Origin of the sequence: Streptomyces sp. NPDC085932 (assembly GCF_044540525.1) — a bacterium.
GTDB classification, from domain to species: Bacteria; Actinomycetota; Actinomycetes; order Streptomycetales; family Streptomycetaceae; genus Streptomyces; species Streptomyces levis.
Genome location: NZ_JBITSJ010000005.1, coordinates 347,133 through 361,525 on the forward strand (window position 1 = coordinate 347,133; position 14,393 = coordinate 361,525).

A 14,393-nucleotide genomic window follows, 5' to 3' on the forward strand; every position below is an offset into this window, starting at 1 on the left:
TCACACGGGGCTGGGAGCGGACCGGCCCCGCCACTCCGCGGCCGCCGTCAGCGGCACGGGCGCGGGCACCACCGCCGACGTCGTCAGCTCCACGCGCCGCCCCTGCGCCGCGGAACGGAGCAGGGCGGTCATCGTCTCCAGGACGTGCAGGGCGACCTCGCCGTTCGCCCGCCGCCCGTCGGCGGAGAGGAAGTCCAGCAGGCCGACGCCGCGCGCCCCGTCCTCGTAGCCGGCCGACACCGGCAGAGCGCGCCACTGGGTGTCGCCGAGGGCATGGACCCGCACCTCCCCGTCGAAGCGGTTCGGATCCGGGACCGAGAGGCTGCCCTGCTCGCCGTGCACCTCGATCGGGGCGGCCGTGGTCGCGACCCCGTCGAAGCTCGTCGTCAGGGTCGTCAGCGTCCCGTTCACGTGCTCCAGCACACCCGAGACATGGCTGTCCACCTCGACCGGTATCCGCTCGCCCGTGCGCGGCCCGGAACCGATGACGCGCTCGTCGCGCAACCGGCCGGCCGCCCCGATCACGGCACGCACCGGGCCCAGCAGATGGACGAGGGACGTGAGGTAGTACGGGCCCATGTCCAGCAGTGGACCGCCGCCGGCCGTGTAGTAGAAGTCCGGGTGGGGGTGCCAGCGTTCGTGGCCCGGGGTGACCATCACGGCCGAGGCGAACTGGGGGCGGCCGATGCTGCCCGCCTCCACGGCCGCGCGGGCCGTCTGCACGCCCGTCCCCAGCACGGTGTCCGGCGCACAACCCACCCGGACACCCGTGCGCGCGGCGGCCGCCATGACGGCCCGGGCCTCCTCCAGGCCCGCCGCCAGGGGCTTCTCCCCGTAGACGTGCTTGCCGTGGGCGATCGCCCCGAGGGCGATCCCGGCGTGGGCGGCCGGCGTGGTGAGGTTCAGGACCGTGTCGACGTCCGGGCTGTGCAGCAGCTCCTCGACGGTCATCGCCCGGGCGTCCGGCAGCGCGGCGGCGGCAGCGGCCGACCGGGCCGCGTCGAGGTCGGCGACCGCGGTGACACGTACGGCGGGATGGCCGGCGAGCGTGTCCAGATAGGCACCCGAGATGACCCCGAGCCCTACGACGCCGACACGGTGCGCGTCGCCCACAGCATGCCCCTCTCGATGATGGTGCGGACGTGGGGGTGCTCCAGCACGTCGAGGCTGTGCCCGGGGGTCGTCACCACGATCCGCCCGGCACCCCAGCGGCGCGTCCAGACCGCCGGTGAGGTGACCGGCCGGTGCCAGGGCTCCCACGCCCGGACCGGGTGCGTGGTGGTCGCCAGGACGTCGACGAGGTCGTCGTGCAGCACCCAGTACTGCTCGGTGTGCAGCGCGAAGTCCTCGATGCCCGCGGTGACCGGATGGGCGCGGCCGGCCTCGGTGAAGGTGATGGTGTGCGGCAGGAAGTTGTCCGCCGCCTCGCCGCGCCGCTCGCACGGCTCCTTGCCGGGGTGGGTGGCGAACTGGCCGCCCACCAGGTGCAGATACTCGGCCGACGCGCGGAACGAGTCGGCGATGCCGCCGTGCCAGCCGGTGAAGCCGGTGCCGGCGACGACCGCCGAACTCAGTCCCGCCAGCTGCTCGGGCGTGATCTGCGACATCGTCACGCACTGCACCACGAGGTCGGTGCCGGCCATCGCGGCTCTGTCGGCGTAGACGTCGGTCGACTCCTCGACCCGGACGGCGTATCCGTGGTCCCGGAGGAAGGGCAGGAACAGCTCCGTCGCCTTGACCGGCTCGTGGCCTTCCCAACCGCCCCGGACCACCAGCGCTCTCTTCTGCGTCATCGTGATCTCACTATGCGCACCGCGCCCGCCTTTCGAAAAGAGGGCGGAGTGTCACGAAAGTTTCGCGGGAGCGGCCTGCGCGGAGACCGTCCAACAGGCCGCCGTGAAACGGACGTCCGGTCCCTGCACGAAGGGCTCGAACGCCGGGCGGACCGCGTCGACGATGCGCGCGCGGGTCGCCTCGTCCACCCCGGGCAGGACCGTGCCGAGGGGCCCGAGCCGGGTGAAGTACCGGACGAGTTCCCTCTCGGGCAGGGTGCAGACCGCGTCGACCGGCCGCAGGTCGATCCCGGCCCATCCGCTCTCCGCGAGGATGCGGTGGACCCGCTGCGGATCGGCGAAGGCGAACTGCCCCGGCTGGTCGGGCCGGCGCGGCGGGAGGTCCGGCACGAAGGGGGCCGCGGCGCGCTCGGCCGTCGTCATGAACGGGTTCTCCTCGGGACCGCGCCACACCACCAGCCGCAGGGCGCCCTCGTCCTTGACCGCACCGCGCAGATTCGTGAACGCCCGGACGGGATCGCCGAAGAACATGACACCGAAGCGTGAGACGACGGCGTCGAAGCCGGCCGGCTCGAACGCGTACTCCTGGGCGTCGCCCCGGACGAAGGACGCCGGCACGCCCTCCCGCTCCGCGTACCCGCGGGCGGCGTCGATCATCGGCTCGGACAGGTCGATGCCGACGCAGTGACCGGCCCGTCGTGCGACGGCCCGGGTCACCGCGCCCGTGCCGCACCCGACGTCGAGCACGCTGCCCGCGTGCCGAGCCGCCACGGCCTCGACGAGCAGCTCCTCGAAGGGCCGGAACATGCCGTCCAGCACCTCGTGGAGGTCCACCCAGGCGTGTCCGGCGGGACCGTTCCAGCGGGCCGTCTGGTCGTCGTCGTTTCTGCGCGGGGCGTTCATCGTCGTCTCTCCTCCTGCTTGCCTACGTCCGGCGGGGATGACAGCGTTCTACTTCAAGCCGACTTGAGGTCAAGGGAATGACGGAGCTGGACATCGCCGAAGTGGCGCAGCGCGCCGGGCTGCCCGCGTCGACCCTGCGCTTCTACGAGGAGAAGGGGCTGATCGCCCCGACCGGCCGGCGGGGCCTGCGCCGCCAGTACGACCCGGGGGTGCTGGAGCGGCTGGCGCTGATCGCGCTGGGCCGCACGGCCGGCTTCTCGCTCGACGAGATCGCCCGCATGTTCGCCCCCGACGGCCGGCCCCGCATCGACCGGCAGATGCTCACGGACAAGGCGGAGGAGCTGGACCGCAGGATCCGCGAACTGGGGGCGCTGCGCGACTCCCTGCGGCACGCCGCCGCGTGCCCAGCGCCCAGCCACCTGCAATGCCCCACCTTCCGCCGCCTCCTCGCCGAGGCGACGGCGCCCGGACGGCGCGTGCCCGGACGCTGACCGGCGAAAAACGTTCCACGTTATACTTGCGGCGCTCCGGGAAGGCCACCGTCGTGCCTGGTCGCACGGCCGCAACAGCGAGGGGGTGGACGCCATTCCGGCTCGCCCCGCCCGCATCCAGGACGTCGCGGCCGCCGCCGGCGTCTCGGTGTCCACGGTGTCCAACGTCCTCAACCGGCCCGAGCGCGTCAACGCCCGTACCGCCGAGCGCGTGCGCGTCGCCGTCGCCGAACTCGACTACGTCCCGCACCCCGGAGCCGCCGCCCTGCGCACCGGACGGGCCGGCGCGATCGGCCTGGTGCTGCCCGACGTCACCAACTCCTTCTACGCGCGCATCGCCCGCGGCGCGGCCGACGCCGCCTACGACCACGGCCACGCACTCGTCCTGTGCCACAGCGGCGACGACCCCGAGCGCGAGCAGGGCTACTTCGGCATGCTCGTCGGGCAACGGGCCGTCGGCGTGGTCGTCGTGCCGCTCGGTGCCGACCCGGGCCGGCTGGCCCGGCTGCGCGAACGGGGCATCCCGCTGGTCCTCGCCGACCGTGCCATGCCCGACCGGGACGGCTGCTCGGTCTCCGTCGACGACATCGCCGGCGGCCGCATCGCCGTGCAGCACCTCTTCGACAGCGGGGCGCGCGACATCCTCGTCGTCAACGGCGAGCGCGGCATCCGCCAGTGCGCCGACCGCTACCAGGGAGCCCGGCAGGCCGTGCGCAGCCGCCGCGAGGCGCGACTGGACCAGGTCGTCGCCGAGCGGATGACCGTCGCCTACGGCACGGACATCGCGCACGGCCTGAAGGACCTGCCCGACGGGGTGTTCTGCACCAACGACTTCCTCGCCGCCGGCCTGTGCCGGGGGCTGACCGAACGCGGCGTGCGCGTCCCGGAGGACGTCCGGGTCGTCGGCTACGGCGACCTCGACATCGCGGACTTCGGCGCGACGACCCTGACCACGGTCCGGCAGCCGGTCGAGGACCTCGGCCGGGCGGCCGTGGAGATGCTGCTCGACGAGATCGAGGCCCGCGCCGACCACGTCCACGAGACCCGCGTGTTCGCCCCGCGCCTGGTCCTGCGCGACTCGACCCGCCCACCCGGCGACCGGCCCTAGGACGTGTCCGCACAGCGCCTCCTGCCTCGCGGCGTCCGGGCGGACGAGGGGGACTTCGCGGACACGACCCAGGACGGGATCCGCAGCGTCACGGGCCCGAACAGACCCGTCGCCAGCTGGGAGTCGAAGGCCCACTGCGTCGGGGTGGCCTCCGCGAGGTACGGCGCCAGCGTCCCCCGCACGGTCACCTCCAGCCGGACGGTCCGCCCGGCCGCACCGCGCAGCGGGAACCGGTACGGCGCGCAGAACGCCTCCCCGGCGAACTCCCCGTCCACCGCCACCTCCACGCTGCCCCGCACCCGCCCGAGGTCGAGCACCGGATCGGGCCCGGGCGGCACCCGGACCTTGCGCGCCCAGGTCACGCCCCCGCTCCAGCTGCCCAGCCCCAGCTCGCGCAAGTCGCCCAGCGGCAGCGGCGCCGGCACGGTCCGCACCCGCACCGGTCCGCGCCAGGCGGAGCCGCCGCGCAGGAACGCCGTCGGCTCCGTGACGACCTCGACCCGGGTCGGCGCCGTCAACGGCTGATCGAGCGTCAGACGCTCGCCCGCCAAGGGGAGCTCCGCGCCGTCACCGACCCGCACGCGCGCGTGCAGCGCCGACGGCAGGCGGAGCGACACCGTTCCCGGGGGCACGGTGAACCGGAAGCGCTGGGGCGAGGCCCGGACGTCGTCGGTGGCCCGTGACGGCCACACGGCACCGCCGAGCACCGGACGACCCGTGAGCCACGCGGTGTCCGGCAGCGGGTGCGGCCGCACGGCGGCGTGGCAGTGCCGCAGCTCCCCGCGCCTGCGCTCGTCCTCGACGGTCCGGCCCCGCCACGCCCCCGCCACGGCCTCCCAGCCGGCGCCGCTGACCAGGGCCCCCACCGCGTCGCCGCTCCCCGCCACCAGGTCGACGAACACCGCGTCCGCGGAGCCGGAGACGACCTCCAGCGTGTGCTCACCCGCCCCGAGCACCGGCGCGTGCCGGAAGAACATGGGCACGGCGCCCCAGTCCGCCTCGTAGTACTCCACCTTCTCCTGCCGGGCCACCACCTCCCCGTCGATCAGCACGGTGACCGCCGACGCGGCCCCCACGACCAGCACCGCCGGGGCGTCGCCGTCCGGGGCCCGGAACTGCGCGCGGTAGGTCACCGGACCGTCCGGCCGCACACCGTCGGGCGGGCGCATGAACCGCGGCCGGGTCCCGGACCCGCCCGGCTCGGACAGGCAGAAGAAGCTGCCGAGCGGCGTGCCGCCGGTTGCGGAGATCGTCGTCGGCCGGTCCTCGGCGCCGGACAGTTCGTACTCCAGGACGTTCCGTGCGCGCACCACGGTCACCGGGGCGCAGGCCACGTACCCGCGTTCCCGCCGGACCAGCAACTCGCCGTTCCACCACACGCGCTTGACCGCCTCCGCGCCCACGTGCAGCTCGGCAGGACCCCGCCGCTCGGTCTCCACGACCGCCCGGACCCGGGCGATCGCCCCGCCGGCCGGCACGGGGACCCGTACGAACTCCTCGTTCACCAGCCCCTTGGTGCCCAGCAGCCCGCCCTGGTCCGGCAGGCCACGGCTCGACGAGTACACCGCGAGGTCCCAGCCCGACTCCGGCGGCGCGAGCGGCAGTTCGCCCGCCAGGACGCGCTCCGCGCCCGCGGCGTCCAGTGGCTCGGGGGCCTCGGCGGCCGGGACCGGGGGCAGGACCCGGACGCGGTTGCCGTACGTGGCCCGGGTCCGTCGCCACTCCGTGTCCTCGGTCCACTCCGTGTCCTCGGTCCCCGCCCTGTCCTCGGTCCACTCCATGGTCCAGATCTGCGGTTCGTCCACGGGCGAGCCCGGGGGCAGGGCGAGGTCGCCCCAGGTGTTGTCCAAGGTGGGGACCAGCCGCCCCTGCCAGCCGGACGACAGGTCGACGACCCCCTCGCACGGCCGTCCCTCGATGGGCATCTCCTCCGCCGAGTACGCGTTCGCGTCCTCGCTCGGCCGCGCCTCGGTCGCTCGGCCCTCGCCCGGTCGGTCCTGGTCCGGCTGCGACAGCCCGGTCGGCGGGGCCGATTCCGGGCGGGTGGCAGGCCCGTGCGGCCCGGGTGTCTCCCGGTCCTCGCGCCAGACGACCAGCACCGCGGGCGCGCCCTCCAGCGGCACCTCGACGTGCGAGAGGCTGCCGTCGCCGGAGACCGTCACGCGCGCGGTGTGGCGTGAGCCGTTCGCCGGGTTCCACACCTCGGCCTCGGCGACCCGGGCCCGTACGGTCACCGTCGACGTGCGGACGACGGCCGGGGCCGTGCCCGGCCGCAGCGGGTGCGGCCCGATCTCCGGGAAGGCCGCCGTCACCAGCGCCACCCCCTCACCGTCCCGCCGCCGCACCAGCAGCGGCACCTCACCCGTCGCGTACCCGGCCACATCGGCCAGCACGGCCGCCGCGGCCTCCGGGTCGGGCACGCGTTCCAGTCGTGGGTGGGCGGTCAGGGAGGCGACGACGGAGTCGTCCCCGTCACGGCCCGCCGCCGTGGCGGGCGGCCGCCCGACGACCACGACCCGGCCGCCCGCGTCGAGCAGTTCGGCCAGCCGCCGCGCCGTCCCCTCCTCCAGCACGCTCGCCGACGGCAGCAGCACCGCGCGGTACGCCAGGTCCCTGATCCGCAGGGCGCCCCCGCGGAGCCCGGCACGCCGCACCGAGTCGTCGTCGATCACGTCGAAGGAGATCCCGTGCCGGTCCAGGGAACCGGCGTGCGGGGCCAGCCAGTTGTTCGTGCCGCACAGGTCCAGGTAGTGCCGCTGCGTCTCGTCGGCGGCGGCGTGGCCCGCACCCAGCCGGCCGTCGCCGAAGTGCCGCACGGGGGCGTCCAGCGGCAGCAGCGCCTGCATGGTCGCGGTGGGGTGCAGCACCGCCACCTCGGCCGCGTAGCCACCCCACGACATGATCGAGCAGATCCGCGCCACGGCCCGGGAGAACGCCGGGTACTGCTTCCAGTACGGCTGGCGCCAGTCCGTCGACGGCGGCGCCCACTCGAACCAGCCGCCCGCGGTGCCGAAGTAACTGGCGTGCGGGTTGTACAGATTGGCGCCGCTGCGCAGGAAGGGCAGCAGCCAGGCGTACGTCTCCTCCAGCGTGCCGCCCCAGCCGGAGGAGTGGAACGCCTCGATCCACACCCGCTCGTGGCCGTAGAGGTGCGCCATGGAGGAGTGCACCTTCGCGTCGCCGTGGTGGTCGCTGCCCGCCGCGCCGTACCAGCGGTGGGTGCGGAAGTAGTCGGTGTAGATCTGTGTCGCCTGGGCCGGGTGGCCCGCGCGGGCCGGATGGCTCTGGTCGCTGCCCAGCAGCAGGCCCCGCTCCCGGTGCCAGTCGGCGAGCGGCCGGAACAGCGCCTCCTCGGTGAGCTGCGCCCGCACGGCGTAGTAGTCGGCGCGGACCTTTCCCTCCGGCACCCCGGCGTCCGTCCCGAACAACGCCGGCAGATGGTCCAGCAGGTCGTAGCCCCGCCGCGTGCGGAACTCCTCGGCGAAGCGGTGGCTCCAGGCGTTCGTGCCGGGCAGCTCGTCCTGGAAGCTGCCCGCGACCACCGTGCCCAGGTACCGGGGCACACGGCGGTCGTACTCGTGGTGCACCGCGTCCATCAACAGGCCGACCGCGTACGGGGCCAGGTAGTCGAACGCGGTCGGGACAGCCGTGACGAGCCGCACCTGCGTTCCGTCGCCGGCTGCGACAGCCCCGTCCGCGTCGACGCCGAGGCGCCGGCCCCGCGCACCGTACGCGGCCAGGAGTGTCTCGGCCTCCCGCAGGGCGACACCGCCCCGGACGACCCGCGCCGCGCGGCAGCGCAAGGCGAGCCCGGCCGCCTTCGGGTGACGCCGCGTCACCTGCCCCTGCACGTTGGCGCCCGAGAAGCCGATCTGGTCGTAGAACCACAGCCGCGTGCCCAGGCCGGCGGCGATCTCGCAGGCGTCGGTGAAGCGCGCCCACCACTCCTCGCTGAACCAGGCGGGGTCGTCCGCCCGGGCGCCGAAGGCCGGACCGGCCGGGGCCAGGTTGATCACCACGAGGTTGTGGACACCGCCCCGCGCGAACGCCCGCAGCTGCCAGGCGAGTCGGTCGCGGGTGACCTTGGCGCCCGACCACCACCACAGGGGAGTGGGGCCGAACGCCCGGGGCGGGTCGTCGAACAGCTGCCGGAGAGCGGGGGAGAGCACGGAGGCGGTCCTTCCCCTGAAACGTTTTCCGTCCGATCTCGGTCCGTCCTCACCGTAGGCGAGCTGGAGAAGTCACGCCAGAGCGCGGGAACGGGAGGACGGTGCCGATGCCGTCCCACGCATCCGTGCGCGACACCTTGTTGCAACGTTTTTACCGCCCTATATTCGCTGCGACCAGGCCCCAGGAACCGCGCTGTCACCGGACGACGGAGTCGCCTCATGGCCGGTACCCGCCCCATCCCGAAACCGCTCTGGAAGGCCGCCGCGCTGTCGGGCATGGCCTCCTACCTCGACGCCGGGCTGATCGTGAGCATCTCCGTCAACCTGGCCATCTACCGCGACAGTTACGACATGGGCGTGTGGACGGCCGGGGCGGTCAGCGCGCTGGTCACCGGCTGCATCGCCGTCGGGTCCCTGGTCGGCGGACGGCTGGCCGACCTGTTCGGCCGCCGCCGCGTCTACAACTGGGACATCTTCTGCTTCGCGCTCGGCGCCCTCGTCATCACGCTGGCACCGGACGACGTCACCCTGCTCGTCGGCGTCTTCGTCGCGGGGCTCGCGGCGGGCGCCGACCTGCCGACCTCCCTGGCGGTGGTGTCGGACGCCGCGCCGTCCTGGGCCCGGGGCAGACTCGTGGCGTTCACCCAGGTCATGTGGATGCTGGGCATCACCGTCGCCGTCTTCCTCGGCTTCGTGCTGTCCACCACCGGGATGACCGGCGCCCGGCTCATCACCGGGCAACTGGCCGTCGCCGCGCTCGTCACCTGGGCCCTGCGCTCCCGGCTGAAACTGCCCGGAGCGCACGAGCCGGACGCTGCGCAGCCGCAGGACGCCCCGCGGGGCATCTCGCTGAAGAACGTGTGGACCCGCGCCGCCCTGCTGCCGATGACCGCGACCTTCGTCTTCTACGTCACGTGGGGCCTGGGCGCCAACACCTTCGGCCAGTTCGGCACCTACCTCCTCGTCACCGTCAGCGACGCCTCCCAGAGCCTGGCCACCGGCATCAACCTGGCCTTCATCCCCATCGGCGTGCTGCTGACCTTCGCATTCGTCCGGGTCGCCGACAGCCCCTGGCGCGACCGGCTCTTCCACGTGGCCGCGGTCGTGCAGATCCTGGCCTTCGTCATCGCCTCCCTCACCGCCGGCGCGCTCGCCGGCATGCTCGTCTTCTTCGTGCTCTACCAGCTCTCCAACCCCTTCGCGGGCGAGGCCAACTACAAGGTGTGGTCGCAGCTCACGCTGCCCGCCGACACCCGCGGCACCACCCAGGGCCTCACCTACGCCCTGTCCCGCGGGGTGTTCGCGATCGCCGCGTTCTTCACGCCCGCCCTCGCCGACCACAGCCCGGCCGTCCTGCTCTGGACGATCACCGCCTGCATGACGGCCGCGGCGTTCGCGGGCGTGTTCATCATCCGCGTCCTGGTCCCGCGTGCCCCCGGTGCGGTGCCCGGCAGAGCGGGACTGCGCGTCCCCAGCACCTGAGTCGCAGCCGACCGACCGACAAGGAGCACCGACCATGGCAACGTCCGCGGACCGCACGGCCGTACGGGCCGCCGCCCTGCACGACCTGCTGCCCCCGGTCACCCGGCGCCGCACCCGCGTCGGGCTGGTCGCCGGCGGACTGGGCACCTACTGGCCACAGTTCCCCGGCCTCCTGCCGCAGCTGCGGGAGTCCGCCGCCCACGTCGCCGAGCGCCTGCGGGCCATGGACACCGAGGTGACCGACGCCGGGTTCGTCTCCGACGCGCAGGAAGGAGCGCGCGCGGCCGAGCAGTTGCGCCGCGCCGACTGCGACCTGATCGTGCTGTTCCTGACCACGTACCTCACCTCCTCGATGGTGCTGCCGATCGCCCAGCGCGCGCACACGCCCGTGCTGGTCGTCGACCTCCAGCCGACCGAGCGGATGGACCACGCCTCCTTCGACACCGGCGCCTGGCTGGCCTACTGCGGGCAGTGCCCGGTCCCCGAGGTCGGCAACGTCTTCCGGCGCGCCGGCATCCCCTTCCGGTCGGTGTCGGGCTGGCTGCGGCAGGAGTCCGCGTGGCGGCGCATCGAGCGGTGGATCCGGGCCGCGCACGTCCGCGCGGCGCTCCGGCACGCCCGGCACGGCCTCATGGGGCACGTGTATCCCGGCATGCTGGACGTGCAGACCGACCCGACCCTGCTGTCCGCGACGTTCGGCTCGCACGTGGAGGTGCTGGAGTTCGACGACCTGCGGCACCGCGTGGAGCGGGTGACCGAGACCGAGACACGGGAGCGGATGGCGCTCGCCCGGCAGGTCTTCACCCTGGACGACAGCGTCGACGAGGAGGACTTCGCCTGGGGCGCGACCGTCTCGGTCGCCCTGGACCGGCTCGTGGCGGACTTCGGACTCGACAGCCTCGCGTACTACCACCGCGGCCTCGACGGCGAACTGCACGAGCGGCTCGGCGCCGGCATGATCCTCGGCGCCTCCCTGCTCACCGCCCGGGGCGTGCCCGCGGCCGGCGAGTACGAACTGCGCACCTCCGTCGCCCAGCTGGCCTCCCAGAGTGCCGGCACCGGCGGGTCCTTCACGGAGATCCAGGCCCTGAACTTCGAGGACGGCGTGGTGGAGATGGGCCACGACGGCCCCGCCCACCTAGCCGTCGCCTCCCGCGACCCGCTGCTGCGCGGCCTCGGCGTCTACCACGGCAAACGGGGCTGGGGCGTCAGCGTCGAGTTCGACGTCCGGCACGGGCCCGTCACCCTGCTCGGACTGGGCCAGGACGCGGATGGCAGCCTGTCGTTCGTCACCTCCGAGGGCACCGTCGTCCCCGGACCGCTGCTGGAGATCGGCAACACCACCAGCCGCGTCGACTTCGGCCGCGATCCCGGCGAATGGGTCGACGCGTGGAGCGCCACGGGCGTGGGCCACCACTGGTCCCTCGCCCTCGGCCACCACGCCGCGGACTTCTCGGCGGCGGCCGGTCTGCTGGGCATCGGACACCGGCACGTGTGACGGGACCACAGGGCCGGATGGGTGTCGTCTCCGCCCGGATATGGGTGCGGCCACCGATGGTGACGCCACCGGCACCCGTGTGAGGCTGGCAACGTCACCCGAGCCGACCTCGCACGGGCCGACCGCGTGTTTCGAGCGAGCAAGTCTCGGCTGCACATGTATCGACCGCACACGTGGCGACAGCCATGTGGCGAGAGCACATGCGGCAACAGCGCATGTGGCGATGACGCACGTGGTGACCCGGCACGTGTGGATTGCCCCTGAGCCGACCGTGTCCGAGCCGCGCGGCGCACGACGCCGCCCGCCGGACCGCCCCACCAAGGAGGAGCCCTTATCCGTCCCCGCACGATGAAACGATCCGCCCGTCGCGCGTCCACGAAGGCGGTGACCCGTGGGACACGCTGACAGCCTGCTCGCCATGGGCGGCGCCTTCCTCGCCGCCGCCCTCCTCGCCCGCCTCGGCGGCAGGATCGGCCTGCCGACGATCCCGCTGTTCATGCTCGCCGGCATCCTGCTCGGACCGCACACCCCGGGCCTGGTCATCGTCGAGGACGCGCACGACTTCGAGATGCTCTCCGCGCTCGGACTGGTGCTGCTGCTGTTCTACCTGGGTCTGGAGTTCCACCTCGACGACCTCAAGAGCGGCGGCCGGCGCCTGCTGACCGCGGGCGGCATCTACCTGCTGCTCAACGTCGGTGCGGGCCTGGCCTTCGGTTTCGCCCTGGGCTGGGGCGTCCGGGAGGCCCTCGTCCTGGCCGGCGTCCTCGGGATCTCCTCGTCCGCCATCGTCACCAAGATCCTCATCGACCTGGGCCGCATCGGCCGCCCCGAGACGCGGCTCATCCTCGGCGTCATCGTCGTGGAGGACATCTTCCTCGCCCTGTACCTCGCCGCGCTCCAGCCGGTCGTCAGCGGCGCCCAGGGCGTGGGCGACACGGTCCTTCAGGGCGCCAAGGCCTTCGGGTTCCTGCTGGTGCTGGCCGCCGCGGCCCGCTACGGCACCCGGCTGGTCGGACGGCTGATCGCCACCCGCGACAACGAACTGCTCGTCATCAGCTTCCTCGGCGCGGCCGTCCTGGTGGCCGGGGTGTCCGAGGTCCTCGGAGTCGCCGACGCCATCGGCGCGTTCATGGTCGGCCTGATCCTCGCCGGCACGCCCTCCGGCCCGCGCATCCGCGACCTGGTGCACCCGCTGCGCGACGCCTTCGCGGCCATCTTCTTCTTCGCCTTCGGCCTGTCCATCGACCCCGGTGACATCCTGTCCGTCGCCGGCCCGGTCGCCGCGGCGGCCGCGCTGACCGTCGTCATGAACGTCGTCGCGGGCCTCCTGGTCGCCCGGGTGTACCGCTACGGCACCGAGACCGCCGCCGAGATCGCCACCACCCTGGTCGCCCGCGGGGAGTTCGCGCTGATCCTCGCCGCCATGGCCGCCACCGCCGGACTGGACCCCCGTCTCGCGCCGTTCATCGCGGGGTACGTCCTCGTCCTCGCGGTCCTCGGCCCCATCGCCGCCGGCCGCGCGCAGCTGCTCGCCCGCGCGCTGCGGGCCGGCCGGGACCTGCTGCCCGGCCGCACGGCCTACGACCGGTCCGCCCCGGATCCGGTGGACGCCACCCCGGCCGACGCCCCGCCCTCCGTGCCGGAACCCGCCGAGGCCGAGCGCTAGCGGCACCCGGGACACCCGGTGTGTCAGGCGCGGTCTGCCCACCGGGTTCCCCGGGGTGTCGCGGTGCCCCACCGGGGGCAGGGCACCGCGCGTCGCCTCCTCGGAGCGTTCCCGTTCAGCGTGTCCTGGTCCGGCCCCCGGCGCCATCCGTGACACGACCCACTTCCGGACCGAACAGCCGCCCCACCGCCCGGCGTTCGTGGGGTGCGGCCACCGGGAAGGATGGGGGCAGGGCCTGATGGCGGACGCCTCTGGAGGGGAGAGACGCTGAAGCCCCGGTGGGACAGCGGCGGCAGGCTGTCTCCCGCATCACAGGGCCCGGCCCCCCAGGACGAGTCATGGCCTCGGCCGTGCCCTGCCCCCCAGCGCTGCCGGGTTCCGGAAGGAGACGCCGTGCCCCCGTCCGAAGACGAACGTCTGGTCGATCTCGCAGCGCGCCTGGAGCGTGAGGACCCCCGGTTCGCCCGCGCCCTGCGGTCCGGCCGCCCGGTCCGGCCCCGGGAGTACCGGCGCACCGGTGCCTGGTGGGGCCTCGCCCTCGGCGTGGCCGTGCTCGGGGCGGGCATCGCCCTGTCCCAGGGCCTGCTCATCGCGTGCGGACTGGTCCTCGTCGGCCTGGCGGCGCAGCTGGTCGACCCGGAGCAGGCCCGCCCGGGCCACCGAGGGCCCGGATAGCCGGCCGGGGCCGCGGGCTACAGGCCGGCCCACTTGCGCAGCAGCGCCTCGCGCTCCTCGCGTGCGGGAGTGCCCTCGGCCGCGTGCTCCCGGCCCCACGCGAGGAGATCGGCGACGTGGGCACCTCCGTCGGCCAGCCGCCGGAGGAGAGCGGTGGACAGTTCGTATTCGGAGGGCAGGTAGATCCCTCCGGTGACGGCCGCGTGCGCGTCGGTCAGGACCGTCTCCCCGGCCGCCGCCACCTCCACGGTGAAGGCCGGGGGCAGCTCGCCGTCCCCCGTGACGGCGACGAGCGCCGCGTCGAACGCCATGGATGCCAGCCTGCGCACCCCCGACCGCACGGGCACGTCGTGCGTCTCGATGCGGTCGACCTCGTCCCAGGCCCAGAACCTGCCCCCGTCGACGCCGACCACCGCGACGCCGCCCTCGGTCAGCCGCACCCCGGAGGCCGCCCCCACGGGCTCGGCCCCCAGGTGCACCGAGTCCTCGCCGATCCAGAACAGGCCGACCATGGCCATGAGCGCCTCCCGCTGCGGTCCGGGGGCCTGCGGATTCACCCCCGTGTCGCCGTAGGAGACGGTGCGCGGGGGCAGGAGGTTGCGGATCTC

The 14,393-nt window shown here is 74.1% G+C and carries 11 protein-coding genes; 6 read left to right on the forward strand and 5 right to left on the reverse strand.

Annotated features, from left to right (window positions below; all coding sequences use genetic code 11):
• Genes ACIGAQ_RS25675 through ACIGAQ_RS25685 form a run of 3 tightly spaced genes read right to left on the reverse strand, consistent with a single transcriptional unit; the run spans position 1 to position 2,696 of the window.
• On the reverse strand, positions 1 to 1,113 hold the full coding sequence (locus tag ACIGAQ_RS25675; RefSeq protein ID WP_399786519.1) for a Gfo/Idh/MocA family protein: 1,113 nt from the start codon (positions 1,111 to 1,113) through the stop codon (positions 1 to 3).
• Positions 1,083 to 1,793 carry a ThuA domain-containing protein gene (locus ACIGAQ_RS25680; protein ID WP_399786522.1) on the reverse strand — a complete coding sequence of 237 codons (711 nt, stop codon included), beginning with the start codon at positions 1,791 to 1,793 and terminating at the stop codon, positions 1,083 to 1,085. The genes ACIGAQ_RS25675 and ACIGAQ_RS25680 overlap by 31 nt, the downstream gene beginning before the upstream one ends.
• Positions 1,794 to 1,844: 51 nt before the next feature.
• Positions 1,845 to 2,696, reverse strand: coding sequence for a class I SAM-dependent methyltransferase (locus ACIGAQ_RS25685; RefSeq protein ID WP_399786525.1), 852 nt, complete (start codon positions 2,694 to 2,696; stop codon positions 1,845 to 1,847).
• Between the two features lie 77 nt (positions 2,697 to 2,773).
• On the opposite strand from ACIGAQ_RS25685, the gene ACIGAQ_RS25690 reads away from it, so the two are divergent.
• Together ACIGAQ_RS25690 and ACIGAQ_RS25695 are read left to right on the forward strand one after the other, a co-directional pair.
• Positions 2,774 to 3,187, forward strand: a complete 414-nt coding sequence (locus tag ACIGAQ_RS25690; RefSeq protein ID WP_399786528.1) for a helix-turn-helix domain-containing protein — start codon at positions 2,774 to 2,776, stop codon at positions 3,185 to 3,187.
• Between the two features lie 85 nt (positions 3,188 to 3,272).
• A complete protein-coding gene (locus ACIGAQ_RS25695; RefSeq protein WP_399786531.1) occupies positions 3,273 to 4,295 on the forward strand; it encodes a LacI family DNA-binding transcriptional regulator in 1,023 nt (340 codons plus the stop codon).
• Here ACIGAQ_RS25695 and ACIGAQ_RS25700 read toward each other — a convergent pair.
• Positions 4,292 to 8,464: a glycosyl hydrolase gene (locus ACIGAQ_RS25700; protein WP_399786534.1), complete on the reverse strand. Its 4,173-nt coding sequence runs from the start codon at positions 8,462 to 8,464 to the stop codon at positions 4,292 to 4,294. The two genes, ACIGAQ_RS25695 and ACIGAQ_RS25700, sit on opposite strands and share 4 nt — an antisense overlap.
• A 219-nt stretch (positions 8,465 to 8,683) precedes the next feature.
• On the opposite strand from ACIGAQ_RS25700, the gene ACIGAQ_RS25705 reads away from it, so the two are divergent.
• The 4 genes from ACIGAQ_RS25705 to ACIGAQ_RS25720 all read left to right on the forward strand — a co-directional run bounded on the left by ACIGAQ_RS25705 (position 8,684) and on the right by ACIGAQ_RS25720 (position 13,785).
• Positions 8,684 to 9,946 (forward strand): MFS transporter, encoded by a 1,263-nt coding sequence (locus ACIGAQ_RS25705; protein ID WP_362278906.1) that lies wholly within the window; start codon positions 8,684 to 8,686, stop codon positions 9,944 to 9,946.
• A 34-nt stretch (positions 9,947 to 9,980) separates the two neighbouring features.
• Positions 9,981 to 11,444 (forward strand): arabinose isomerase, encoded by a 1,464-nt coding sequence (locus tag ACIGAQ_RS25710; protein ID WP_399786537.1) that lies wholly within the window; start codon positions 9,981 to 9,983, stop codon positions 11,442 to 11,444.
• 391 nt (positions 11,445 to 11,835) lie between these two features.
• On the forward strand, positions 11,836 to 13,110 hold the full coding sequence (locus ACIGAQ_RS25715; protein ID WP_399786540.1) for a cation:proton antiporter: 1,275 nt from the start codon (positions 11,836 to 11,838) through the stop codon (positions 13,108 to 13,110).
• Positions 13,111 to 13,503: 393 nt separating this feature from the next.
• Complete coding sequence (locus tag ACIGAQ_RS25720; protein ID WP_311681876.1) at positions 13,504 to 13,785, forward strand: DUF3040 domain-containing protein; 282 nt, start codon at positions 13,504 to 13,506, stop codon at positions 13,783 to 13,785.
• Between the two features lie 17 nt (positions 13,786 to 13,802).
• Here the strand turns inward: ACIGAQ_RS25720 and ACIGAQ_RS25725 are convergent, their stop codons facing one another.
• On the reverse strand, positions 13,803 to 14,303 hold the full coding sequence (locus tag ACIGAQ_RS25725; protein WP_399786544.1) for a hypothetical protein: 501 nt from the start codon (positions 14,301 to 14,303) through the stop codon (positions 13,803 to 13,805).
• Positions 14,304 to 14,393 lie beyond the last annotated feature (90 nt).